Here is a 25452-nt window from a genome sequence, read left to right on the forward strand (position 1 = left end):
TCGCAGGCTATTGACAGGCGCACGGGCTTCGGCCATCTGCACCCCATGATCCGAACCTCTTTCCAAGAGGCCCTTGCGGCCGACCTGCGCGACAGCGGCTTTGCCCCCGAGGCGGCAGAGGCGCTGCTGGATTTCGACATCGAGAATTTCGCCTATATGCGCCGGGTGAAAAAGGGCGACATTCCCCAAAGCCTGATGGCCGAGGTGGGGACCGATATCGAGCCGATGCAGTTTCACGCCCTGTCTGCCATTGCCCGTATCGCCAGCGGTTTCGGCCGTGCGGCGCCGTCCGAGGTGACGGTGGGTCTGTTGGCCGAGGAAATGCTGGTCGATGCCTCGCGCGCCAGCCGCATCGCGTCGGATCTGGTGGACCGGGGATTTGTCGCGCGCGCCGTCAGCCAGGAAGATGGCCGCCGTTCGGTGCTGGTGCCGACGAATCAGGGACGCGCGCTGCTGCAATCTTTCCTGCGCGCCAAATGGCGGCGCTGGATGCAGTTGTTCCGCGACTGGCCCGCCGAAGATGTGCAGGCCTTGGCGCGCCTGTTCCGCCGTTATAACGAAGGCATGCGGGAGCAGTTTCCCGCCGGATAGGGGGCTGCGATGAAGCTGGGTATATTGGGGGCGACGGGCTGGCTGGGGCAGGCGCAGGGCTTGCGGCTGATCGGGCAGGGCTGGGCGGCCAGTGATCTGGTGGTGCTGAACCGTTCGGGCAAGCTGGGCGGTTATGCCGGGCATCCGGTGATCTGGGCGAAGGATGCCGCCGACCTTTGCGCGCAATCGGATGTGCTGATCCTGTCGGTCCGGCCACAGGATTTTCCGCTCGAAGGGTTCGATGCCGGTGACAAGCTGGTGATTTCCTTCATGACCGCCTGGACGCTAGCCAAGCTGTCGGCACGCTGGCCCAAAGCGCGTATTGCACGGGCGATGCCCAATGGCGGCGCGCCCTTGGGGCAGAGTTTTACCCCTTGGGTGGGCGATCTGGGCGCGGAAGATGCCGCGCTTGTTTCCCGCATCCTGTCGGCCATGGGGGCCGAGGCCCAGGTCGCGGATGAGGGGCAGTTGGATTACCTGTCGGCGCTGTCCGGTTCCGGTTCCGCCTATCCCGCCCTGATGGCGCAGGCCATGCTGGCCGATGCCCGGTCGCGTGGCCTGCCCGAAGCGGTGGCCTTGCAGGCGGTCGAGGCGGTGATCTGCGGTTCCGCCGATTTCCTGCGCGGGCGTATGGCTGAGGTCGGCGCGGTGCTGGATGATTACCGCAGCTACAAAGGCATCACCGATGCCGGGATCACCGCCGCAGAACCGGGCCTGACCCAAGCGATTACCGACGCGCTGGCAGCGGCCACCGCCAAGGCGCAGGCGATGGGGCAATAGGAACATTCGCGGAACGACTCTTTCCCTTTTCCCCCATATTCGCTAGTTTTGCCCCATGATTGACGATGATGATCCGTTCGAGGCCGCAGTCTCCCTGTCGCAAATGGCGCTGGGCCGCAGGGCCATGCCTGCCGATGCACCACCCGAAGATTATCTTGCGGGCCTCAACCCTGCTCAACGCGAGGCGGTTCTGGCCTTGGACGGGCCTGTCTTGATGTTAGCAGGAGCGGGTACGGGTAAAACTAAAACACTAATGACGCGCGTAGCGCATCTTTATTGGCATAAGCATGTACCCTCGGACCAAATCCTAGCCGTCACATTTACGAATAAAGCTGCTTTGGAGATGAGAAAGCGGCTGGAAAACTCACCATTCGGTATCAAGACTCCGATGAAATGGATGGGCACATTTCATGCTGTTTCCGTAAAAATCTTGCGTCGCCATGCCGAGTTGGTTGTCGGAGCACAACCATCTAAGGTTAGTGGGCCGTCAATTAAGGTCAGAAATGATCTTAAGCCGCATAGTAACGAGGCTTTAGCGGAAATCGGCATGTTAGAGGGCGCACCAAATAGTTCGTACGAGGTGCATTCAAATACTGATCGCCTGCATCTAAAGTCCAACTTTACCATTCTAGACACCGACGATCAGCTGCGGCTGATGAAGCAGTTGATCGTGGCGGCCAACATCGACGAAAAGCGCTGGCCGGCGCGGCTGTTGGCCGGAATCATCGATGGCTGGAAGAACCGTGCACTGACGCCCGATCGGGTGCCGTCGTCCGAGGCGAGCGCCTTCAACAACCGCGCGACCGAGCTTTATGAGGCCTATCAGCAGCGGCTTCTTGCGCTCAATGCCACCGATTTCGGCGACCTCTTGCTGCATTGCGTGACTATCTTCCAGAAATACCCCGATGTCCTGGAAAGCTATCAGCGCCGGTTCCGCTATATTCTGGTGGACGAATATCAGGATACCAACGTCTGCCAATACCTGTGGCTGCGGCTGTTGGCGCAGGCGCACAAGAACATCTGCTGCGTGGGGGATGATGACCAGTCGATCTATGGCTGGCGTGGGGCAGAGGTGGGCAACATCCTGCGGTTCGAAAAGGATTTTCCCGGCGCGCAGGTGATCAGGCTGGAGCAGAATTACCGCTCGACGCCGCATATTCTGGCGGCCGCCTCCGGTATCATTGCGAGGAATGAGGGGCGGCTGGGCAAGACGCTGTGGACCGATGAGAAGGACGGCGAAAAGGTTCGGCTGATTGGCCATTGGGACGGCGACGAAGAGGCGCGCTGGATCGGCGAGGAGCTGGAGGGTCTGCAACGCGGCAGGGGCCATTTCGAACCCCATTCGCTGGAGGACATGGCCATCCTCGTCCGCGCCAGCCACCAGATGCGGGCGTTTGAGGATCGTTTCCTGACCATCGGTCTGCCGTACCGCGTGATCGGCGGCCCGAAGTTCTATGAACGGCAGGAGATTCGCGATGCGATGGCCTATTTCCGGCTGGCCGTGTCGCCCGATGATGACCTCGCGTTCGAGAGGGTGGTGAACGTGCCCAAGCGTGGCCTTGGTGACAAGGCGGTGCAATCCATTCAACTGGAGGCACGGGCGCAGGGCAGCAATCTGGTCGAAGGCGCGCGGGGTCTGTTGGCGCGCAGCGGTCTGGGCGGCAAGGGCGCGGGGCAACTTCGCGGTTTCATCGACGGCATCGATCGCTGGCATGAGGCGGTGCTGGGTGCCCGGCCCGCACTTCCCGAAGATACGCTGATCGAGCCGATGCTGCCTGACACCCCACCCGCCAATGACATGGGCCATGTCCGGCTGGCCGAAACGATACTGGAGGAATCCGGCTATGTCTCGATGTGGCAGAACGACAAGACGCCAGAGGCGCCGGGGCGGCTGGAAAACCTGAAGGAACTGGTCAATGCTCTCGAGAAATTTGATAGCCTTCAAGGCTTTTTAGAGCACGTTTCTCTAATCATGGATACTGATCGTCAGGAGGCGGATGAGCAGGTCACTATTATGACACTGCACGCAGCCAAAGGTTTGGAGTTTCCAATCGTCTTCTTGCCAGGATGGGAAGAGGGCTTTCTGCCTAGCCAGCGCAGTATGGATGAAAGCGGTAACAAAGGGTTGGAAGAGGAGCGACGACTGGCATATGTCGGCATCACGCGCGCCGAAAAACTTTGCACCATCTCTTTCGCGTCAAATCGTCTATACTTTGGGCGTTGGCAAAGCCAGCTTCCCAGCCGGTTCATTGATGAACTGCCCGCCAAACATGTTGAGGTGCTGACAGCGCCCAGCCTTTACGGCGGGGGCTATGGCGCGGCGGCAGGGTTCGGGTCTGGCTACGGTTCGGCGGTCGAGGACCGGGCGACCAAGGCGGATGTGTATAACTCGCCCGGCTGGCGGCGCATGCAAGAGCGCAGCGCCGCGCGCCCGGTCAGCCAGCCGCGAGAGGCGCGGGGCATGACGATCGATGCCGTGGCCCTCAGCGCCTATGTCATCGGCGACCGGGTGTTTCACCAGAAGTTCGGCTATGGCGAAGTGATGGGGATTGAAGGCGACAAACTGGATATAGAATTCGACCATGCGGGCGCGAAAAAGATCGTGGCGCGCTGGGTGATCCCGGCGCATCAGGTTTCTGACGTGCCGTTCTGACGGACTTAGCCGGTTGTTAAGGCTTGCCTCCTAGCCTGTAGGCGGAATCGTTTACGGGTCATTTTATGCAGGGTTTGTTTAACAGGGCCGTTCAGTGCTTCCTGCGCGACACCTATGGCCATGGGCTTTGGCTCGCGGTGGCGCGTCGCGCCGGAGTTGGCCCCGAGGGGTTCGAGGCCATGCTGACCTATGACAATGCGGTGACCGAGGCGGTTCTGACGGCGGCGGTGGCCGAACTCGCCCGCCCGCGCGAAACGGTGTTGGAGGATCTGGGCACCTATCTTGTGTCGCACCCCAATGTCGAAGGGCTGCGGCGGCTGTTGCGGTTTGGCGGCGCGGGATTCGTCGAATTCCTGCATTCTCTGGAAGATTTGCCGGACCGCACGCATCTTGCGCTGCCCGATCTGGACATGCCGGGGCTTGATCTTGAAGATCAGGGCAACAGCAGGTTCCGCCTGTCGTGCCGGGGGGTGATTCCGGGTGTGGGGTATGTGGCGGTGGGGTTGTTGCGGGCGATGGCGGATGATTACGGCGCATTGGTTCTGCTGGAGCATGACGGAGAGGCAGACGGGGCCGAGGTGATCCTGATCGAACTTTTGGACGGGGCCTATGCCGCTGGTCGCAGGTTCGATCTGGCGGTCAGGGCGCATTAGGATGGGCGCGCGGCTGAAAGATGGCAGCGTAAGTTTCGGCCCGCTGGCGCTGGCGCGCCTGATGCCGCTGCATCTGGCGGTGAATGCCACTGGTCAGATTGTCAATGCCGGGCCGACGTTGCAAAAGCTGATGAACGGGCAGGCCGCCTTGGGCCGCAACATTGGCGATGTGCTGGCGCTGCGCCGCCCGCCGGGGCCACTGACAATGCCGGTTCTGCTGGCCCAGCACGATCTGGCGCTGGGGGTGGTTCTGACCTCTGATCCGACGGTATCATTCCGCGCGCTGGTGGTGCCGACGCTGGATGGGGGGGCGTTTTTGAACCTGTCGTTCGGGATCGGCGTGGCAGAGGCCGTGCGCCGCCATGCCCTGACGGTAGAGGATTTTGCCGCCACCGACCTGACGGTGGAAATGCTGTATCTGGTCGAGGCGAAGACAGCGGTGATGGACGAATTGCGCAACCTGAACCGCCGGTTGCAGGGGGCCAAGGTGGCGGCAGAGGAACAGGCACTGACCGATCAGCTGACCGGATTGCGCAACCGCCGGGCGCTGGATTTGCAGATGAAGGCACTGATACGGCTGGGGGCGACCTTCGGGCTTATGCATATCGACCTCGATTTCTTCAAACAGGTCAATGACACTCTGGGCCATGCGGCGGGCGACCATGTGCTGCGGCAGGTGGCGCGGGTGCTGACCCAGGAAACCCGCGCGACCGATATGGCGGCGCGGGTCGGCGGGGATGAGTTTGTGGTGGTCTTTCCCAACCTGTCGGACACCGCGCAACTGATGCGGATTGCCGACCGCATCATCGCCAGCGTGACCGAGCCGATTGCGTTTGAGGGGCGAGACTGCCGGATTTCCGCCTCGATCGGGGTGACGGTCTCGACCCTCTATGACAGCCCCGATGCCGACCGGATGCTGAGCGATGCCGACAGCGCGCTTTATGATGTCAAGCGCGATGGCAGGGGGAAGGCGCTGCTGGTGGGTGGCCCGCTGATCGAGGGTCTGGTAGGGCGGTGATGTCACTGGGCCGTTACATGCCCGCTTTACCCTTGTCCGATCCTTGCAGCGGCCCTGATCCCCATGCCTGACACCCTGACTGCCCGCCTTGCGCCCGAGGAAACTGCCCCTTCCGACCGGGTGCGCTTTACCTATTCTCATCCGGGGCAAAGTCGGTTCCGCCGCGCGGTGATCCGCGGGGTCGAACGGATCAGCGGTCAGCCGCGCCTGCGCGAGATGTATATGGACTGGGCCGCGCATCCCCAGCCCGGCGAATCGGTATTCGCGGCGGCGGTGCGTGTTTTGCAGCTTGATATCCGTCTGGCAGGGTTTCCGCTGGCCGAGGTTCCTCAAAAGGGCGGGTTGCTCTTGGTGGCGAACCATCCCTTCGGCATTGTGGACGGGCTGACCATTGGCCATCTGGGGATGGAATTGCGCGGCCAGTCCCGTATTCTGACCAACAGCCTGCTGTGCCAGACCCCCGAAATCCGCCCCCATCTTTTGCCGGTCGATTTCTCGGGTACGGCTGAGGCGCGGCGCATTTCGGGCGAAACGCGGCGACGTGCCGCCGAGGCGCTGGCGGCGGGCGAGGCTGTGGCAATCTTTCCCGGCGGCGGGGTGGCAACGGCCAACAAACCGCTGCGTGGCCCGGCGGTGGACGCCGAATGGCACCCCTTTGTTGGGCGGCTGGCAACAATACCGGGCGTGACAACACTACCGTTGCACTTTGCCGGACAAAACTCTCGGTTGTTCCAGATTGCCAGCCATCTGTCCTATCCGCTGCGGGTGGCGCTGATCTTTCACGAAACGCGGCGGCAGATCGGGCGGCAGGTGGGCGTGACGCTGGGCGAGCCGCTTTCGGCAGAGCAGTTGCGCAAGATGGACAAGGCCGAAGTGACGCGCCACCTGCGCCGGATCACGATGGAACTGGCTGGGCCGGGCGGGGCGGACCCCGAGGAAACCTATATCTGGCCGCGCCACGTCCGCTGGTAAGTGCTGATCGTAACGATCAAAGCCGCATTCTGGGTGCGGCTTTTATTTTGCTTGCATTTCAAACAACCGTTTGAAGAATTGTTGCATGACCCAGACCCCACTTTCCTCTTCTGACAAAACCCGCGCCGCGCTGATTGCGGCGGGGTTGCATCTGTTCAGTCAGCATGGCTATGCCGGGGCATCGACGCGCGCCATCGCCGGGCGGGCGGAAACCAATGTCGCCTCGATCGCCTATCACTTTGGCTCGAAAGAGGGGCTGCGCACGGCCTGCGCCGAAGAAGTGGCGCGGCTGATCAGCGAGGCGGTGGGGAAGGCCGGGCCGCAGCCGGTGGGTCCGTCGCAGGCGCGGGCGGCGATCAAATCGACGCTGACGCGGGTGGCGGGCTTTGTGCTGGGGGGCATGGCGCCGCCCGATGCGATCGGCTTCATGCTGCGCGAGCTGGCGGAAGAGGGGCCTTCGGTCGATCTGGTCTATGCCCGGATGATCGAGCCGACCCACCGGCGCCTGTGTGTGCTGTGGGCAGTGGCGACCGGGCTGGCCGAGGAAAGCGAGCAGGTGCGGCTGGCGGTTTTCGCGCTGATGGGGCAGTTGTTCTACTTTCGCATTGCCGAAGGGATCGTGCGCCGCCGCATGGGGTGGCGGGCCTATGGGCCGGGCGAGATTGCCAAGATCATCGATACGCTGACGCGGGGTATCGAATCCGCGCTGTCGGGCGGTTAGGCTGCCGGCGACGCGGGGGGCGATATGTCGAAGATCATCATCAGTTGCGCCATCACCGGGTCAATCCATACGCCCACGATGTCGCCCTATCTGCCGGTGACGGCGCAAGAGATTGCCGAAAGTGCAATTGGGGCGGCCCGCGCGGGGGCGGCTATCCTGCATCTGCATGCCCGCGATCCGGTCAACGGTCGGCCCTCGTCTGCGTTGGAGCATTGGCAGGGGTTTTTGCCACGCATCAAGGCCGAAACCGATGCTGTGGTGAACATGACAACGGGCGGGTCGGCGATGATGACGCTGGACCAGCGGCTGGCGGCCCCGCTGGCCTGCGCGCCGGAAATGTGCAGCCTGAACATGGGCAGCATGAATTTCGCGCTGTATCCGATGGCCGCCAAGCCGCGCGCCTGGCTGCATGACTGGGAAGAGCCGTTCCTGAAAGGCTCGGACGATCTGGTGTTCAAGAACACGCCGCGCGACATCGAAGGCATCTTGCGCCGGATGGGAGCAGAGCGCGGCGCGCGGTTTGAGTTTGAATGCTATGATGTCAGCCATCTGTACATGCTGGCGCATTTCCGCGACCGGGGCTTGGTGCCGGGCCGGATTTTCGTGCAGTTCGTGATGGGGGTTCTGGGCGGGGTCGCGGCGGAACCGGCGCATCTGATGCACCTGAAGGACACGGCTGACCGGCTGTTCGGGGCCGATCATGCCTTTTCGGTGCTGGGCGCGGGGCGTCAGCAAATGGCGCTGGCGGCGATGTCGGCGGGCATGGGCGGCCATGTGCGCGTGGGCTTGGAGGACAACCTTTACAGCGGCAAGGGCCGGTTGTCGGTATCGAATGCCGAGCAGGTGGAAAAGGTGCGCGGCATTGTCGAGGCGCTGGGCCGTGAGGTGGCGACACCGGACGAGGCACGCGCGATGCTGGGCTTGAAGGGGGCGGCGGCGGTTGGGTTCTGACCGAAGGCCGGGGGCGCTTCGCCCCCCGGACCCCCAGAGGATACTTATGAACAGATGAGGGAAAAGGGTGATGTTTCGGGCGCTGCTGGTTGAAAAGGATGCCGAGGGCATTGTGTCTGTCGGGGTGCGCGATCTGCCCGATGACCGGCTGCCCGAGGGCGAGGTGACGGTTGCGGTCGAATATTCCACGCTGAACTATAAGGACGGCTTGTGCCTTTCGCCCACGGGGGGTGGGCTGGTGCGCAGCTATCCGCATGTGCCGGGCATCGACTTTGCCGGGGTTGTGCTGGACAGCCGCGATGCGCGCTATGCGCCGGGTGACAAGGTGATCCTGACCGGCTGGCGGGTGGGAGAGGCGTTCTGGGGCGGCTATGCCACCAAGGCGCGGGTCAGGGCCGACTGGCTGGTGCCCTTGGCCGCCGGGTTGACCACGCGGCAGGCGATGGCGGTGGGGACGGCGGGGCTGACCGCAATGCTGGCGCTCATGGCGCTGGAGGATCACGGGTTGCGGCCCGACAAGGGCGAGGTTCTGGTGACGGGGGCTGCCGGGGGCGTGGGGTCGGTGGCGCTGGCGCTCTTGAAGGCCAATGGCTACCGCGCGGCGGCAGTAACGGGGCGGCCCGAGACCGAGGGCTATTTGCGCGATCTGGGGGCCAGCCGCATCGTACCGCGCGCCGATCTGGCGGAGGTGGTCAAGCGCCCGCTGGAGGCCGAGGCCTGGGCGGGTTGCATTGACGCGGTGGGCGGCGCGATGCTGGCGCGGATTTTGGGGCAGTTGCAGCACCGCGCCAGCGTGGCGGCGGTGGGCAATGCCGGGGGCTTGCAGGTTCCGGCATCGATCATTCCGTTCCTGCTGCGCGGGGTGAACCTGCTGGGCATCGATTCGGCGCAATCGCCCTTTGCCGAGCGCAGCCGCGCCTGGGCGCGGATTGCGGCCGAATTGCCGATGGCGGTGCTGGAGGGGGTGGTGCGCGAGGTGACACTGGCCGAACTGCCCGCTCTGGGGGCCGCCATTTTGCAGGGCGGCGTACAGGGCCGCGTTGTGGTGAATGTGACCGTCTGAGGCTTGCGTCGTGCAATCTGGCCGCCCTTGCAAGCCGCAGGGGCGGCCTTTTTCTGCGCTGTGTATATCTGAGTAAAAGAATCTGGTTTACAATCCAAAGTCTTTTTGTCATCTATTCGGTCAAGCCAGCCTTCCCGGGCAAGCCGGAAATCTGAAACGTGCGGGAGGTTTGGGATGCAACCAAAGGACAACGCCCCTTTTTGCCAAACCCCTCGGCAGAGGGAGACCCAGATATGACCGCCCTGATCCCTGCCAGTGTGTTTGAGGCTGACACCGTTCCGATTCATGATGCGCTTAACCTGACGAACGGCGGGGCACTGGCTCGCATCGTCCTGTCGGGGCAGATTTATTCGCTGCGCATCACCCGGGCGGGCAAGCTGATTTTGACCAAGTAACCCTGCAACAGCCACGGACGCCCCCATGAAACGCCTTTCGACTGTCTTTCTGTTCACCACCTGTCTTGCTGGCCCGGCGCTGGCCGCAGAGCCGGCCGATGTGGTGCGGAATTATGCGGACATTGCCGAAGCGGTTTATGGCGACAGCCTGACCACGGCGCAGACCCTGCGGGTGGCGGTGGGTACGTTGATCGCTCAGCCGTCGGAGGAAACGCTGTTGGCGGCGCGCAAGGCCTGGCTGGCGGCACGGGTGCCCTATCAGCAATCCGAGGCGTACCGCTTTGGCAATCCGCTGGTGGATGACTGGGAGGGCAAGGTGAATGCCTGGCCGCTGGACGAAGGGTTCATCGATTATGTCGATCCGTCCTATGGGCAGAACGAAGAGAACGATCTGGCCACGCTGAACGTCATTGCCACACCGCATTTCACGCTGTCGGGCAAGGATGTAGATGCCACCACCATCACGCCAGCACTGATTGCGGATACGTTGTTTGAGGCAGGCGGCGTTGAGGCGAATGTGGCCAGCGGTTATCACGCCATCGAATTCCTGCTGTGGGGGCAGGATCTGAATGGCACCGGCCCGGGCGCGGGCAACCGCCCTTGGACCGACTATGCCCAAGGGACCGACTGCACCAATGGCAATTGTGACCGCCGCGCGCAGTATCTGCTGGCCGCCAGCGACCTTTTGGTCAGCGATCTGCAAGAGATGACGGCCGCCTGGGCCGAGGGCGGCGCGGCGCGCGCCCATGTGACCGACGATCCGCAGGTGGGCCTGATGGCCATGCTGACCGGCATGGGCAGCCTGTCTTACGGCGAGCTGGCGGGCCAGCGCATGAAGCTGGGCGTCATGCTGAACGACCCCGAGGAAGAGCATGATTGCTTTTCCGACAACACCTATAACAGCAATTATTACGACGGCATCGGCATTCGGAACGTCTATCTGGGCAGCTATACCCGGGTGGACGGTTCGGTCGTGACGGGGGCTTCACTGTCGGAACTTGTGGCCGCCAAAGACCCGTCGGTGGATGCCGAGATGAAGGCGCGGCTCGATGCCTCGGTCGGGGCGTTGCTGGCGGTCAAGACCCGCGCCGAGGGGGGCGAGGCCTATGACCAGATGCTGGCCCCCGGCAACAAAGAGGGTGAAGCGCTGATTATGACGGCGGTGGATGCGCTGGTGGACCAGACCCCGGCGATTGAGCGCAGCATCGCGGCGCTGGGCCTGTCAAAGACCACATTCGAGGGCTCGGACAGTCTGGATAACCCCGGCGCCGTGTTCCAATAGGGGCTTTGCGATGCTCGTCTGCCACTGCATGGCCATCTCGGACCGCGATATTCGCGCGGCGGTGCAGTGGATGCGCGCGGCGGACCCCGACACGCTGATCACGCCCGGCAAGATCTATCGCGCTTTGGGTAAACGTGCCGATTGTGGCGGATGTCTGCCGCTGTTCCTTGACACCATGCGCGACTGTGACAGTTTCAGCATAGCCACAGAGGGCGCACCACCGCGCCCCCTTAGCCAGCCGATACCGTTACTTGTGTCAAGGAAAGGAAGGCAGCATGAAGGGCGACCCCAAGGTTATTGAGTATCTGAATGCGGGGCTTCGGTCTGAACTTACGGCGGTCAGCCAGTATTGGTTGCACTATCGTTTGCAGGAAGACTGGGGCTTTGGCCGTCTGGCCGCAAAGTCGCGGGCCGAGTCGATTGAAGAGATGCACCACGCCGACAAGTTCATCACGCGGATCATCTTTCTGGAAGGCCATCCCAACCTGCAAAAGCTGGACCCTTTGCGCATTGGTCAGACCCTGCGCGAAACGCTGGAATCCGATCTGGCGGCGGAACATGGCGCCCGCACGCTCTATATCGAGGCGCGCCAGCATTGCGACAAGGTGGGCGATTACGTCAGCCGCGCCCTGTTTGACGAGCTGTTGACCGATGAAGAGGGTCATATCGACTTTCTGGAAACCCAGCTTGGCCTGTACGACAGGCTGGGCGAAGAACGCTATGGGTTGCTGAACGCGACGCCCGCCGATCAGGCCGAATGATCGCAACCGCGTGAGGCGGGATGTCGCGGCAATATTTTCCGATTGAAACAGTCGGAAAATCGGCTAGGAGAGGGGGCGAACGGAGGTTCCCATGCTTCGCCCCCTTTGCCTTCTGGCACTTCTCGCCACCCCCGCCTTTTCCCAGACGCTGGACGACCGCCACCTGACGGTCATTCCCCGCACCGCCAAAGAGCAGGCGCGGATTGACGGCGTGGTCCGGCCAACCACCGATTTCACCGCCCCCGAAAAGTTCGAAGACAACCCCGCCGGGGCGGCCACGATACGGGCCAGCAGCACGGCGGATGCGTTTTCGCAATCTTCGGGCAATATGGCGTTTGAGCGGGAACTGGATTTCAAGCTGGGCAACGGCCTGTTCACCAAGACCTGGGTTGCAGCGCCGTCATCAACGCGGGCTTCGGACGGCTTGGGGCCGCTTTATAACGCGCGGGCCTGTCAGGACTGTCACCTGAAGGATGGGCGCGGCCACCCGCCAGAGCAGCCGGGCGGGGCAAGCGTGTCGATGTTCCTGCGCGTCTCGGTGCCGGGCGGGCCTTCGCCCGAAGGCATCAAAGAGTGGCTGGCCACGCAGGACGACCCGCATTACGGCGGCCAGATTCAAAACCTCGCTTCGGCCGGCATGGCCAGCGAAGGCAAGATGGACATCCGTTATACCGAGGTGCCGGTGACGCTGGCGGATGGTACGGTGGTCAACTTGCGGGCGCCGGAATATGCCTTGGTGGATGGCGGCTATGGCGATCTGGGGGCGGGGGCAATGCTGTCGCCACGCGTGGCCCCGCAGATGATCGGGCTGGGGCTGCTGGAGGCCGTTCCGGCGGCGGATATTCTGGCCCATGAAGACCCCGATGATGCCAATGGCGACGGCATTTCCGGGCGTGCTGCCATCGTGCCATCGGGCGAATTCGGCGCGCCGATGCTGGGGCGGTTTGGCTTCAAGGGCGGCAAGCCGACGATCAAAGAGCAGTCGGCCGGTGCGTTTCAGGGCGATATGGGCCTTTCGACCGTGCTGCATCCCGATGGCTGGGGCGATTGCACCCCGGCGCAGGCCGATTGCCGCGCGGCCCCTGTCGGCCAGGAAGACGGCATCCGAGACGGGCTGGAGGTGGACCGCGAAAGCCTTGATCTGGTGACCTTTTATTCGCGCAACCTTGCCGTTCCCGCCCGCCGCAACCCCGGCGATCCGGTGGTGCTGAAGGGTAAGCAGGTATTCTATGACGCAGGCTGCATTGGCTGCCATGTGCCGAAATACGTCACCAACCGCCTGAAAGACCAGCCAGAGCAAAGCTTTCAACTGATCTGGCCCTATACCGACCTGCTGCTGCACGATATGGGGCCGGGGCTGGCCGACAACCGCCCCGAAGGCCGCGCTTCGGGCAGCGAATGGAAAACCGCGCCCCTGTGGGGTATCGGTCTGACCCAGCAGGTTTCCGGCCACAGCTATTTCCTGCATGATGGCCGGGCGCGTAACCTGCTTGAAGCAATCCTGTGGCATGGCGGCGAGGCAGAGGCTGCCCGTGACCGCGTAGTTGGCCTGCCGAAACCTGACCGCGACGCCTTGATCACCTTTCTGGAGAGCCTGTGATGGTCCGCATTACCGCCCTTGTGCTTGGCTTTGGCCTGATGGCCGCCCCCGCGCTGGCCGATCTGAAACAGGCGGTCGAGGGGCAGTTGACCCCCGGCTATGCCGCCTTTGCCAAGGCCAGCGCCGATCTGGCCGCCGCGGCGGACAAGGATTGTTCGCCCGAGGCCGTCAAGCCCGCCTGGAATGCCGCCTATGATGCCTGGCTGGCTGTGTCCTTTTTTCACCTTGGTCCGGTCGAAGACGATGGTCGTGCGCTGGCCATTCATTTCTGGCCAGACCCCAAGGGTTTGGGCGCCAAGGCACAGCGTGCGCTGCTTTCGGGCGATGCGGCGGCGCTGGAACCTGCGGCCTTTGCCGATCAGTCGGTGGCGGCCCGCGGTTTGATGGGCCTGGAGCGGCTGCTTTACCCCGATACGCCGTTCGAGGGCGATGCTTGCCCCCTGATCCGCGCCACCGCGAGTGATCTGGCACGCATGGCATCCGGGGTGAATGCGGACTGGCCCGCCTATGCCGCAACGCTGCTGACCGCCGGAGAGCCGGGCAACACTGCCTTCCTTTCGCCGCAAGAGGCGTTGCAGGCATTGTTTACTCAGGGCGCCACCGGGCTGGAGGCGATTGTTGATCAGCAGCTTGGCCGCCCGCTGGGCTCGTTCGACAAGCCGCATCCCGAACGGGCGGAATCGGGCGCCGCTGGACGGTCGCAGCGCAATGTCGCGCTGATGTTGCAGGCGCTGCGCGGGTTCGCGGCAGCGCTGGATGACAAGTCGGTGCTGACGCTGGCGGGGCTAGATCGCGCGGTCGGGCTGGCGGAAAAGCTGGACGATCCGGCCTTTGCCGCAGTGGGTGATCCGCAGGGCCATCTGCGGGTGGAAATCGTGCAACAGGCGGTCAAGGCCGCGCGCGATACGATGATTGCCGAAATGGCCCCCGCGCTGGGCGTGGATCTGGGCTTCAATTCGCAGGACGGAGACTGATATGGCGACGCGCCGCGCCTTTCTGGCCGGGCTGGCCTGCGCCAGCCTGCCGCGCCTTTCGTGGGCCGATGCGGGCAGCCCGGCCTATCTGGCGGCGGGTAAGCTGGGGCAGGACAGATTTGTTCTGCACGGTATTTCTGCCGCGGGGCAAAGCCTGTTCCAGATTGATCTTCCCGCGCGCGGCCATGCCGCCGCCGCCCATCCAGACCGCCCCGAAGCAGTGGCCTTTGCCCGCCGTCCCGGAACCTTTGCGCTGGTGGTAAATTGCGTGACCGGCCTTGTCAGCCACCGCCTGACCCCGCCCGAAGGCCGCCAGTTCAATGGCCACGGCGCGTTTTCGGCCGATGGCAGCGTGCTGATGACCTCGGAAGTGATTGCCGAAGGGTCAGAGGGCCGGGTGGGTCTGTGGGACGCCGCAACCTATACCCGCATCGGCGAATGGGCCTCTGGCGGGATCGGGCCGCATGACATCAAGCGGCTGACCGACGGGCGGCTGGTGATCGCGAATGGCGGCATCCAGACCGATCCGGGCGACCGGACCAAGCTGAACATCGACACCATGCGCCCGAATCTGACCCTGCTTTCGCCCAAGGGTGAGATTTTGGAACAGGCAGAGCTGGAGGCCAATCTGCGCCAGAACTCGATCCGACATCTGGCGCTGTCGGGCGATGACATCGCCTTTGCCATGCAGTGGGAAGGCGACAAGGCAGAACCTGTGCCGCAACTGGGCCTGTGGCGGCCCGGTTCCGCACCGCGCCTGTGCCCGCCCGCCGATGCCGATGCTTTTGCCATGCAGGGCTATGCCGGGTCGATCGCGGCGGCGGCGGGGCAGATTGCCATCACCTCGCCCGTTGGGGGGGTGTTGATTGTGTTTTCCGATCAAGGTGTGCCCCTGGTCACCCTGCGCCGCGCCGATGTTTGCGGCGTTGCTCGCGCCGAGTCGGGATTTCTCGCCACCGATGGGCAGGGGGCGGTGTGGTCTTGCACCACGGCAGGGCTGTCACCCTTGTCGCAACAGGCAACGGCCTGGGACAACCACCTGATCGCGCTGGGCTAAGGCGGGCACTGGCCGCCCGGAAAACTCGGCGTCTTCCTAGGGTTGAGTGCGAAGGGTTGCTGTGGCGCCTTTTGATTCAATCATGGATTGTTCTCAGCGTGTGAACAGTGGCGTTTGATTGTTCTAAATTACTGAATTTTATGAAAATTTATACTAGTGCATAGTCATTCTACCCGGAGTTGTCACCGGCTCGAACCAGTTCTGACACATTCTTGAAAACGACGAGGGTTATCCGATGAAAAAAACTTTGATTGCTACGGTTGTGGCCGCCGCCACTGTCGCGGGTGCCGCCGCCCCTGTGACTGCCGCCACCACGCTGTCCTTTTCCGATCTGACGGGCGCTGAATACGATACGGCAGGCGTTTTCGTGACCGGCAAGCTGACCTTTACCGGCGACAATGATGACGGACTTGGCCTTGATGATGTGCTGTTCCAACTGTGGGACGATGGCGCTGTCAAGTTCCAGCAGATATATTCGCTGGCGGTTGGAAGCACTGGCACGTTCAGCTTCTCGGTCTTTTACGCCGGGCTGGTCGGAACCAGCGCGCCTGGCGTTGGGTTGGTGGTCAGCGATGCCACCTCGAGCGGGATCTTCATCGACCCGTTCTATGTGCCGCACTACAAAGACCCCAGCGAATGCCGGGTGAATTGCGGTCCGGTCGATCCGGGTGCCGTGCCGCTGCCGGCAGCTTTGCCGCTGTTGATGGCGGGCCTTGGCGGGCTGGGCGGTCTTGCTGCGAAGCGCCGCCGCAAATCTGCCTGAGCCTGTTTGGATGTGTGATTGGAAAGCGGCCCTGCAAGGGGCCGCTTTTCGCATTCTTGCTCCCCACATGGTTCAGGGGCCCGGTCGAGTCGCCCAGATTTTCACGCCCGGCACACATGAGTCGCCTAATTTCTGCACCGCAGCATGAATATATGGGTGAAAGATTCATCATTTGCATGGTTTGAGGGCGACGCATCCCATCGCATTTCCGACATTTCTTGCTGGCTTGCCCGCCTGCCTGTCTGCTGTCTGTGCTGGGGAACAGTCCAGCCCAAACAACGATCAAACCAGTGCCGCCCGCCACCGTTGTCCGTATCGGCATGGTGCAGACGGGTGACCGGACAGGGGGAAGACCATGAAACTGACCAGACGTTCGCTGCTTGCCAGCGTCGCGGCAACCACGGCCACGTTCAGCCTGCCGCGCCTTGCCTTTGGGGCCGAAGACACCATCAAGATCGGTATCCTGCATTCGCTGTCGGGCACGATGGCGATTTCGGAAACCACGCTGAAAGACACCATGCTGATGCTGATCGACGCGCAGAATGCCAAGGGTGGCGTGCTGGGCAAGAAGCTGGAGGCGGTGGTAGTTGACCCGGCCTCTGACTGGCCGCTGTTCGCTGAAAAGGCGCGCGAGCTGCTTACGGTGGAAAAGGTGGCCGTAATGTTCGGCTGCTGGACATCCGTTTCCCGCAAATCGGTGCTTCCGGTGATCGAGGAACTGAACGGCCTGCTGTTCTATCCGGTGCAGTACGAAGGTGAGGAATCGTCGAAGAACGTGATCTACACCGGCGCCGCCCCGAACCAGCAGGCGATTCCGGCCACCGATTACTTCCTGAACGAGCTGGGCATCCAGAAATTCGCGTTGCTGGGCACCGACTATGTGTACCCGCGCACCACGAACAACATTCTGGAAGCGTATCTGAAATCCAAGGGCATCCCGGCCGAGGATATTTTCGTCAACTACACCCCCTTCGGCCATTCCGACTGGTCCAAGATCGTGGCTGACGTGGTGGCGCTGGGCGCTGACGGCAAGAAGGTGGGCGTGATTTCCACCATCAACGGCGATGCCAACATCGGGTTCTACAAGGAACTGGCGGCGGCGGGTGTGACGGCAGACAAGCTGCCGGTGGTGGCCTTCTCGGTTGGCGAAGAAGAGCTTTCGGGTCTCGATACCTCGAACCTCGTCGGCCATCTGGCGGCCTGGAACTATTTCGAAAGCGCCGATACGCCTGCCAACAAGGACTTCATCGCCCAGTGGCACGCCTATACCAAGAACGACAAGCGCACCACCAATGACCCGATGGAGGCCCATTACATTGGCTTCAACATGTGGGTGAATGCGGTGACGGCGGCGGGCACGGTGGATGTTGACCCGGTGCTGGATGCGCTGATCGGGCAGAAATTCCCGAACCTGACCGGCGGGACGGCGGAACTGTTGCCGAACCACCATCTGACCAAGCCCGTGCTGATCGGCGAAATTCGCGCCGATGGCCAGTTCGACATCATCAGCCAGACCGAGCCGGTTCCGGGCGACGCCTGGACCGATTTCCTGCCGGAATCCGCAGTGCTGGAATCCGATTGGAAAGACCTGAAATGCGGGATGTACAACAAGGACACCAAAACCTGCGTCCAGTTGAAGTCGAACTACTGACTTGACCGGGGCCGGATTTTCCGGCCCCGCTTCAGCCTTTCGGGCGGGAACAGCATGCGCTTGATCTTGATGGCCGTGGCGCTGTGCGCCGCGCTTATGCCTTTGTCATTGCGGGCCGAAACGGCAGCCGCGATTGCCGCGGCCAATGCGGCCAAGATCGAAAAACCGTCGCGCCAGACCATCGGCCCGGTGATCGAGGCGCTGGTCGCCTCGGGCGATCCGATGGCGGCGGCGGTGTTGCAGGCTTGGGCCAGCAAGGGGCTGGGCCTGCGCAAATCCGACAAGGCTTTCTTTCTGATCATGCCTGAGGGCGACGGCTACAAGCTGACCGACCTGACCGGCGCCGATGCCGGAACCGCCCCGAAATCAGAGATTTCCGAACTGAAACCCAATGCCGGTGTGCGCGGCCTGATCGCCACCGCCCTTGTGCAGTTTACCCTGTCAGACCCAAACCCGGCAAAACGGGCCGAGGCGCTGACCTCGATCGCGCGCGACCCCAAGACCGAACATCTTGCCCCGCTGCGGGCGGCGCTGGCGGGCGAAACCGACCCGGCGTTAAATGCGCAAAAAGCGCGGTTGGAGCGGCTGCTGACGCTGCGGTTCGACCCGGACAGCGCCCAACGCGTGACCGCAATTGACGGCTTTGGCGCCGATCTTGGGATTGACCTGCGCGGCGCGCTGAACCCCTTGCTGGCCACCACGCGCCTTGTGGCCACGGGCGACGCCCCGCCCGCCGCCAACATCGCGAATGAGCTGTCGCCGGGGCGTGACCTGACCGAAGCCGATGCCTATGACCTGCTGGTGGCGGCCAATCTGGCCCCGGCGCGCCTGACCGCAGCGGAGCAAAAGGCGGCGCTGGCGGCCAATATCGCAGGGGGCATGGTGGGCGGCATTCCCTTGGCCGATCTGTCAGATCAGACTGCCCGCGACCGGGCCTATACCGCGCTGGAACAGGCGGGCACCGTGCCCACCGCCGCCACTTCGGATGAGGTGACCGCCGCCGTCGCCGCCCACCGCTATTACGATGTCTATGCCGAGCCTGACCCTGCGGTAACCGGGGCAGCCAAGGCCGCGCTGGACCGCATCACCCTGAAACAGGGCGCGATGGAGGTGGTGGATCTGGGCCTTGATGCGCTGTCGCTGTCGGCGATTTACTTCCTTGCCGCCATCGGCCTTGCCATTACCTTTGGCGTCATGCGGGTGATCAACATGGCCCATGGCGAGTTTCTGACGCTGGGCGCCTATACCGGCTATGTCGTGCAGCAATGGGTGCCGAATTACACCGCCAGCATCCTGATCGCCCTGCCGCTGGCCTTTGCCGTGACCTTTGCGGCAGGGGTGGGGATCGAACGACTGGTGATAAGACATCTGTACAAACGCCCGCTGGAATCCCTGCTGGCAACCTTCGGAATTTCCATTGCACTGCAACAACTTCTGAAGAACATCTTCGGCACTCAGGCCCGCCCGCTCACCGCGCCCGCCTGGCTTGACGGGGCGCTGACTTTTAACGATGTGGTGTCGATCAGCTATATCCGCATCGCGATTTTCGTGCTGGCGCTGATATTCCTGTGCTTTTTCCTGTGGCTGATGAAGCGCACGAGGCTGGGGCTGGAGGTGCGGGCCGTCACGCAGAACCCGACCATGGCCGCCAGCATGGGAATCAATCCTGACCGGATCAATATGCTGACCTTTGGCCTTGGATCGGGCATCGCGGGCATCGCGGGGGTGGCCATCGGGCTTTACGCCAAGGTCACCTCGGAACTGGGGTCCGATTACATCGTGCAATCGTTCATGACGGTTGTTGTGGGCGGCGTTGGCAACATCTGGGGCACGCTGGCCGGGGCAAGCATGATTGGCGGACTGCAAAAGGTGATCGAATGGATGAACCCGTCAAACACCCTTGCCGCGCAGACCTATATGATCCTGTTCATCATCCTGTTCATTCAATTCCGGCCGCGCGGGATCATTCCCATCAAGGGCCGGGCGGCGGGGGATTAAGGCCATGAAACAAGGCATTCTGGCCCGCAACCCCTCGGTTCTGATCTTTCTGGCCCTTCTGGCGCTGTTCACCCTTATCGTGACCTTCGGGTCAGAGGCTTACGGCGCGGGCTTCGTCTCCACCTCTTTCGTCAAGACGCTGGGCAAGACTCTGTGCCTGTGTCTGGCCGCTTTGGCGATGGACCTGATCTGGGGTTATGCTGGCATCCTTTCCCTTGGCCACATGGCTTTCTTTGCCTTGGGCGGCTATCTGATCGGCATGTGGCTGATGTACGCCCGTACAGAAGAGATCGTGGTGGCCGCCCTGGCGCAAGATGCGCTGCCCGCCACGGCGGAAGAAATCCGGCAAGGCATCGCCACGCAGATTTTCGGGGTGGTGGGGTCATCCGATCTGCCCCTGGTCTGGAGCTTTGCATATTCGCTGCCGATCCAGCTTGCACTGGTGATACTGGTGCCGGGGCTCTTGGCTCTGATCTTTGGCTGGCTGGCGTTTCGGGCAAGAGTTACAGGGGTTTACCTGTCGATCTTGACACAGGCGATGACTTTGGCGCTGGCGCTGTATCTGTTCCAGAACGATTCAGGGCTGCGGGGCAACAACGGCCTGTCGGGGTTACAGAACCTGCCGGGACTGGGAGATGTAGGGCAGGACCAGCTGTCGGTCTGGTTCTTTTGGACTTCGGCGCTGGCGCTGGCGGGGGCCTATATCGTGCTGTCGGGTGTGGTTGGCGGCAAGTTCGGATCGGTGATCCGGGCGATCCGCGATGACGAGGCGCGGGTAAGGTTCCTTGGATACAGCGTTGAAAGCTATAAACTTTTCATCTTCACGCTTACGGCGGTGATCTGTGCCATCGCCGGGGTACTGTATTATCCGCAGGCGGGCATAATCAATCCGGCGGAACTGGCACCCATCGCCTCGATCTATCTGGCGGTCTGGGTGGCAATTGGAGGCCGCGGGCGGCTTTATGGCGCGGTAATCGGGGCGGCGTTCGTGTCGCTGATGTCGTCCTTGTTCACCGGCGGGCGGGTTCCTGCGATTGATCTGGGCATCCTTCGGATTGACTGGGTGGATTGGTGGCAGGTGCTGCTGGGCGTGGTGTTCGTGCTGGTCACGCTGTTCGCGCCCAAAGGTATCGGCGGGCTGTTCGACCTTGCGCTGCACCGCCGTAGCCCGGACCGCAAGGGCGCGCCGCTTGGCCCCGAGGATGGGTCATTGCAGGAAAAGGAGGCGCTGGAATGAGCAGCATTCTTGAGGTGTCCGGCATCTCGGTTTCGTTCGACGGGTTCCGCGCCATCAACAACCTCTCCTTTTCCATCGGCCCCGCCGAACTGCGCGCGATCATCGGGCCGAACGGGGCGGGAAAATCGACCTTCATGGATATCGTGACCGGCAAGACCCGGCCCGATGAGGGGACAGTGACGTTCGGCGAACGGTCGCTGAATTGTCTGCGGATGTCCGAGGCGCAGATCGCCCGCGCCGGGATTGGCCGCAAGTTTCAGCGCCCCACGGTGTTCGAGGATCAGACCGTCACCGAAAACCTGACGCTGGCGCTGAAAGCCTCGCGCAATCCGCTGCGGGTGCTGGGCTGGAGGCGCAAGCTGATTGACGCCGAGCGGATCGCAGCCCTTGCCGCACAGGTCGGGCTGGCCGACCAACTGGCCCGCAAATCGGGCGAGCTGTCGCATGGGCAGAAACAATGGCTGGAGATCGGCATGCTGCTGGCGCAGGAACCACGGGTTCTGCTGGTCGATGAACCGGCGGCGGGCATGACGCTGGCCGAGCGCGAGCAGACCACGGCGATGCTGGTGGACATGGCAAAAACCCGCGCCGTGGTGGTGGTGGAGCATGACATGGAGTTCATCCGGCGGCTGAACTGCAAGGTCACGGTGCTGCACGAAGGCTCGGTTCTGGCCGAGGGCAGTCTGGACCATGTGACCATGAACCCCGCCGTGATCGACGTTTATCTGGGGCGAGGGTGATATGCTGAAAACTCAAGGCCTTACCCTGCATTACGGCGGCAGCCAGATTTTGCATGGCATCGACTTTCAGGCCCAGGCCGGGCAGGTGACCTGCATCATGGGCACCAATGGCGTGGGCAAGACCAGTTTCCTCAAGGCGCTGGCGGGCACCCATCTGCGGTCGGGCGGCACGGTGGAAATCGATGGCGCCGAGGTGGGCCGGGTGCCGCCGCAAGACATGGCACGGCGCGGCCTGTCGGTGGTGCCGCAGGGGCGGATGATCTTTCCCTTGCTGACGGTGAAGGAAAATCTGGAAACCGCCTATGCCCTGTTGCCAAAGTCGGAACATAAGGTGCCGGATGAGATTTATGATCTGTTCCCCATTCTGAAACAGTTTCTGGCCCGCCGTGGGGGCGACCTGTCGGGTGGCCAGCAGCAGCAACTGGCCATTGCCCGCGCCATGATCATGAAGCCCAAGGTTTTGTTGCTGGATGAACCGACCGAGGGCATTCAGCCCAATATCATCCAGCAGATTGGCCGGGTGATCAGCCACCTGCGCGGGCAAGGCGGCATGGCGATTGTGCTGGTCGAGCAGTATTTTGAATTTGCTTATGGTCTGGCCGACGCATTTTATGTGATGAAGCGCGGCCAGATCACCCATTCCGGCCCCAAGGACAATTTCGCCAAAGAGGATCTGCGGGCCGTCGTCTCGGTTTGACGCCCTCTCCATCATCGACCTTGCCATGGCGGCGAAAGGCTAAGCAAACTGGCGGCTCGCTGGGCGAGTCGCGGGGGGGGGCGATGATGGATTATGAGGCCGTTTCGGGCGATCCGGCATCCCATCGCCGGATAACTCTGCCGCGGCTAGCCACCATCGCTGGTGTCGCGGCGGTGATGTACCTGGCGCAAGAGGTGTTTCTGCCGCTGGCCATCGCCATGCTGATCACTTTTGCGCTGTCGCCGCTGGTCTCGGCCCTGCGCAAGCGCGGGGTGCCGATGCTGGGCGCGGTGCTGGGGGTGGTGCTTATCGCATTCGCGCTGATGGCGCTGCTGGCCTTGGTGATGGTCGGCCAGATTGGCGAATTGGCGCAGAACCTGCCGACCTTTCAGGCCAATATCCTGGCCAAGGTCGATGCGCTGAAGGCCACGGGCGGGGGGCATGGCCTTGCGGCGCGGCTGTCGGACATGATCACGGCGGTCAACGCCGAGATCGGTTCGGCCCTGCCGGGCGACGGATCGGCGCGGCCGATGCAGGTCGAGGTGGTTGAACGGACCAACGCCTGGGATGTGCTGCTGAACCTGGTGCTGCCGCTGATCAGCCCGGTGGCGACCACGGGTCTGGTGGTCGTGGTGGTGATCTTCATGCTGATGGAGCGGGAGCAGTTGCGTGAACGCTTCATTCGGCTGGTCGGCGCGCATGACATTCACCGCACTACGCAATTGTTGCAGGATGCCGGTTCGCGGGTGGCGACCTATCTGTTGATCCAACTGCTGGTGAACACGATCTATGCGATTCCCATCGGGGTGGGGTTGTGGCTGATCGGCATTCCCAATGCTGTGCTGTGGGGGCTGCTGACGCTGGTTCTGCGGTTCGTGCCCTATATCGGGTCGGTGCTGTCGGCGGCGTTTCCGCTGTTTCTGGCGGTTGCCGTCTCGCCCGACTGGTCGGCGCTGTTGTGGACAGGCGCGCTGTTTGTCGCGGTAGAGCTGATTACCTCGAACGTGGTGGAGCCGTGGCTATACGGGTCGCGCACGGGCCTGAGCCCGCTGGCTATCATCGTGGCGGCGATCTTTTGGACCTTCCTGTGGGGGCCGCTGGGGCTCGTTTTGTCCACGCCGCTGACGGTTTGCCTTGTGGTGCTGGGCCGCCATCTGCCGCAGTTTGAGCTGTTTGACATTCTGTTGGGGGATGAGCCGGTTTTGCATCCCCATGTGCGGCTGTATCAGCGCCTCTTGGCGGGTGATGCGGTCGAGGCGACCTTTCACGCCGAGGAGGATCTGGAGGAAGCGGCGCTGGCCGAGTTTTACCAGACCACCGCGATTCCCGCGCTGCTTCAGGCGCAGGATGACCGCGACCGCGGTGTTCTGACCGCCGAGCAAGAGACGCGGCTGGCCAATGTGGCCTTGAAACTGGTCGAGAACCTGACCCCGGTGGCCGAGGAAGAGCGTGACGCCCCACCCGAGGACGCCGAGCCAGAGGCCCCCGGCAAGGGCTTTCGCGTGGCCTGTGTCGGCGGGCGCTGGCAGATCGACGATGCCTCTGCCGCGATGCTGGCGCAATGCCTGGGGGTTGAAGGGGCCGAGGCGCGCTGGCACGGGCATGAGACGCTGGCGCCCTCGCGCGTTGCCAGCCTTGATCTGGACGGTGCGGACTGTCTGATCCTGTGCTTTCTGGACCCGGCGCCAAGCCGCGCCTCTTTGCTGCATATCCGGCGGCTGAAGCGGGCAGCACCGCATTTGCGGGTGGGCGTTCTGGTCTGGCAAATGCCCGATGGCGTGCTGGGATCGTTGGATCAGGCGGGGACATATCCGCCGATACGTCAAGAAAAAATCGAGGAAATTCAAGCAATAGGCGCTGATTTTGCGGTGACTTCGCTTGACGCGGCGCTGGAGGCTGCCTTTATCAAGGAGGCGCCGCGCAAGGTTGCGGCGGCGGCACGAACCAGCGCCCGTGCATCTGCACGACGCCGGACCAAGACCGCAAGCTGATGCAGAAACCCGTTTGTAGGAGAGCTGACATGGCCCGTAATTCCAAAGCCGCCGCCGAGGTGGAAGCCAAAGTGGACAAGGCGCTGGAGCAGTTGGACCCGACGCTGGCCGATGCCCTGCGTGCGCAGTTCCAGACGCTGAAGGATGAGATTGCGACCCTGACCGCGACCGTTGGCGACATTGGCCGCACAGGCGTTGAAACCCTGCGTACCACCGCCACCGGGGCTCAGGCGGCTGCGGGCGAGACCTTGGCCGATGCAAAGGCGCGCGTTGCCGGAACCAAGGATGAGGTTGAAGCCTATGCCCGCCAGAACCCGGCGCAGGCCATGGGCATTGCCGCCGGGGTTGGCCTGCTGGTCGGCCTGCTGCTGGCGCGGAGGTAAGGGCATGGGCCGCCTTGCGCTGATCACCGCGCTGGCCCGGCTGGCGCTGCGTGACACGCGGCGTCGGATCGGGCAAAGCCTAGCGCTGGCAGTGCTGGCGGCCCTGTTCCTGCTGATTTCGGTGGCCAGTCTGGCGGTGGCACTTGGCATCTGGTTGGCCCAAATGACCAACCCGGTCGCAGCAGCGTTGATCCTGTCGGGGGGCGCGCTGGTGCTGGGTCTGTTGTTTTTGTGGCTGTCTGGCGTGGTCCGGCGCGGCAGGGGGGCAGGGTTGCAGGATATGCAGGCAGAGGCCGGCAAGCTGGCGTCATCATTGAAAGATGAGGCCGCCAAGCTGCCACCATCGGTGACATTGGGCGCGGCGGGGCTGGCCGGGCTGGTGCTTGGCTTGAAGCTTTTCGGCAAAAAGTAACAATGTCGGGGTATCGAAAGTGGCAGCCCGTAGGGGAGTCGAACCCCTCTTACCTGGTTGAAAACCAGGTGTCCTAACCGATAGACGAACGGGCCACTCTTTCGGTGGA

General features: G+C 63.0%; 25 protein-coding genes and 1 tRNA gene. 25 read left to right on the forward strand and 1 reads right to left on the reverse strand.

What is annotated here, in order from left to right; all coding sequences use genetic code 11:
* Positions 1 to 45: 45 nt before the first annotated feature.
* From JI744_RS17405 to JI744_RS17525, 25 genes are all read left to right on the forward strand, one after another.
* A complete protein-coding gene (locus tag JI744_RS17405; protein ID WP_202662446.1) occupies positions 46 to 591 on the forward strand; it encodes a MarR family winged helix-turn-helix transcriptional regulator in 546 nt (181 codons plus the stop codon).
* Positions 592 to 600: 9 nt separating this feature from the next.
* Positions 601 to 1371, forward strand: coding sequence for a pyrroline-5-carboxylate reductase family protein (locus tag JI744_RS17410; RefSeq protein ID WP_202662447.1), 771 nt, complete (start codon positions 601 to 603; stop codon positions 1369 to 1371).
* A gap of 55 nt (positions 1372 to 1426) precedes the next feature.
* Positions 1427 to 4024, forward strand: coding sequence for an ATP-dependent helicase (locus JI744_RS17415; RefSeq protein WP_328757525.1), 2598 nt, complete (start codon positions 1427 to 1429; stop codon positions 4022 to 4024).
* A 65-nt stretch (positions 4025 to 4089) separates the two neighbouring features.
* Entirely contained in the window at positions 4090 to 4677 is a 588-nt protein-coding gene (locus JI744_RS17420) for a heme NO-binding domain-containing protein (protein ID WP_202662449.1), read from the forward strand.
* Position 4678: 1 nt separating this feature from the next.
* Entirely contained in the window at positions 4679 to 5695 is a 1017-nt protein-coding gene (locus JI744_RS17425) for a GGDEF domain-containing protein (protein WP_202662450.1), read from the forward strand.
* 63 nt (positions 5696 to 5758) lie between these two features.
* Positions 5759 to 6667 carry a lysophospholipid acyltransferase family protein gene (locus JI744_RS17430; RefSeq protein ID WP_202662451.1) on the forward strand — a complete coding sequence of 303 codons (909 nt, stop codon included), beginning with the start codon at positions 5759 to 5761 and terminating at the stop codon, positions 6665 to 6667.
* A gap of 85 nt (positions 6668 to 6752) precedes the next feature.
* Entirely contained in the window at positions 6753 to 7388 is a 636-nt protein-coding gene (locus JI744_RS17435; RefSeq protein WP_202662452.1) for a CerR family C-terminal domain-containing protein, read from the forward strand.
* A 24-nt stretch (positions 7389 to 7412) separates the two neighbouring features.
* Positions 7413 to 8339: a BKACE family enzyme gene (locus JI744_RS17440; protein WP_202662453.1), complete on the forward strand. Its 927-nt coding sequence runs from the start codon at positions 7413 to 7415 to the stop codon at positions 8337 to 8339.
* A gap of 70 nt (positions 8340 to 8409) precedes the next feature.
* The gene (locus JI744_RS17445; RefSeq protein WP_202662454.1) at positions 8410 to 9402 is read left to right on the forward strand and encodes an MDR family oxidoreductase; all 993 of its coding nucleotides are present in this window, start codon (positions 8410 to 8412) and stop codon (positions 9400 to 9402) included.
* Positions 9403 to 9635: 233 nt separating this feature from the next.
* Positions 9636 to 9797: a hemin uptake protein HemP gene (gene hemP / locus JI744_RS17450; protein WP_202662455.1), complete on the forward strand. Its 162-nt coding sequence runs from the start codon at positions 9636 to 9638 to the stop codon at positions 9795 to 9797.
* A gap of 25 nt (positions 9798 to 9822) precedes the next feature.
* A complete protein-coding gene (locus tag JI744_RS17455) occupies positions 9823 to 11079 on the forward strand; it encodes an imelysin family protein (RefSeq protein ID WP_202662456.1) in 1257 nt (418 codons plus the stop codon).
* A 10-nt stretch (positions 11080 to 11089) separates the two neighbouring features.
* Entirely contained in the window at positions 11090 to 11380 is a 291-nt protein-coding gene (locus JI744_RS17460; protein ID WP_202662457.1) for a (2Fe-2S)-binding protein, read from the forward strand.
* Complete coding sequence (gene bfr, locus JI744_RS17465) at positions 11355 to 11840, forward strand: bacterioferritin (protein WP_202662458.1); 486 nt, start codon at positions 11355 to 11357, stop codon at positions 11838 to 11840. The genes JI744_RS17460 and bfr overlap by 26 nt, the downstream gene beginning before the upstream one ends.
* Before the next feature lie 91 nt (positions 11841 to 11931).
* Positions 11932 to 13440, forward strand: coding sequence for a di-heme oxidoreductase family protein (locus tag JI744_RS17470; protein WP_202662459.1), 1509 nt, complete (start codon positions 11932 to 11934; stop codon positions 13438 to 13440).
* A complete protein-coding gene (locus tag JI744_RS17475; RefSeq protein ID WP_236019524.1) occupies positions 13440 to 14414 on the forward strand; it encodes an imelysin family protein in 975 nt (324 codons plus the stop codon). The genes JI744_RS17470 and JI744_RS17475 overlap by 1 nt, the downstream gene beginning before the upstream one ends.
* Position 14415: 1 nt before the next feature.
* Positions 14416 to 15471 (forward strand): DUF1513 domain-containing protein, encoded by a 1056-nt coding sequence (locus JI744_RS17480; protein WP_202662461.1) that lies wholly within the window; start codon positions 14416 to 14418, stop codon positions 15469 to 15471.
* 235 nt (positions 15472 to 15706) lie between these two features.
* A complete protein-coding gene (locus JI744_RS17485) occupies positions 15707 to 16234 on the forward strand; it encodes a hypothetical protein (protein WP_202662462.1) in 528 nt (175 codons plus the stop codon).
* Positions 16235 to 16589: 355 nt separating this feature from the next.
* Positions 16590 to 17885, forward strand: a complete 1296-nt coding sequence (gene urtA / locus JI744_RS17490; protein ID WP_202662463.1) for an urea ABC transporter substrate-binding protein — start codon at positions 16590 to 16592, stop codon at positions 17883 to 17885.
* Between the two features lie 54 nt (positions 17886 to 17939).
* Positions 17940 to 19883 carry an urea ABC transporter permease subunit UrtB gene (gene urtB / locus JI744_RS17495; protein ID WP_202662464.1) on the forward strand — a complete coding sequence of 648 codons (1944 nt, stop codon included), beginning with the start codon at positions 17940 to 17942 and terminating at the stop codon, positions 19881 to 19883.
* 4 nt (positions 19884 to 19887) lie between these two features.
* Positions 19888 to 21120: an urea ABC transporter permease subunit UrtC gene (gene urtC / locus JI744_RS17500; protein WP_202662465.1), complete on the forward strand. Its 1233-nt coding sequence runs from the start codon at positions 19888 to 19890 to the stop codon at positions 21118 to 21120.
* A complete protein-coding gene (gene urtD, locus JI744_RS17505) occupies positions 21117 to 21860 on the forward strand; it encodes an urea ABC transporter ATP-binding protein UrtD (RefSeq protein WP_202662466.1) in 744 nt (247 codons plus the stop codon). The genes urtC and urtD overlap by 4 nt, the downstream gene beginning before the upstream one ends.
* Before the next feature lies 1 nt (position 21861).
* On the forward strand, positions 21862 to 22557 hold the full coding sequence (gene urtE, locus JI744_RS17510; protein WP_202662467.1) for an urea ABC transporter ATP-binding subunit UrtE: 696 nt from the start codon (positions 21862 to 21864) through the stop codon (positions 22555 to 22557).
* 83 nt (positions 22558 to 22640) lie between these two features.
* Positions 22641 to 24548, forward strand: a complete 1908-nt coding sequence (locus JI744_RS17515; RefSeq protein WP_202662468.1) for an AI-2E family transporter — start codon at positions 22641 to 22643, stop codon at positions 24546 to 24548.
* A 29-nt stretch (positions 24549 to 24577) separates the two neighbouring features.
* Positions 24578 to 24931, forward strand: coding sequence for a glycine zipper domain-containing protein (locus JI744_RS17520; protein WP_202662469.1), 354 nt, complete (start codon positions 24578 to 24580; stop codon positions 24929 to 24931).
* Between the two features lie 4 nt (positions 24932 to 24935).
* Positions 24936 to 25343, forward strand: a complete 408-nt coding sequence (locus JI744_RS17525) for a phage holin family protein (protein WP_202662470.1) — start codon at positions 24936 to 24938, stop codon at positions 25341 to 25343.
* A 20-nt stretch (positions 25344 to 25363) separates the two neighbouring features.
* On the opposite strand, the gene JI744_RS17530 is transcribed toward JI744_RS17525, so the two are convergent.
* Positions 25364 to 25438: transfer RNA gene (locus JI744_RS17530), tRNA-Glu, on the reverse strand.
* Positions 25439 to 25452 lie beyond the last annotated feature (14 nt).

Origin of the sequence: Fuscibacter oryzae, assembly GCF_016765795.1 — a bacterium.
GTDB classification, from domain to species: domain Bacteria; phylum Pseudomonadota; class Alphaproteobacteria; order Rhodobacterales; family Rhodobacteraceae; genus Fuscibacter; species Fuscibacter oryzae.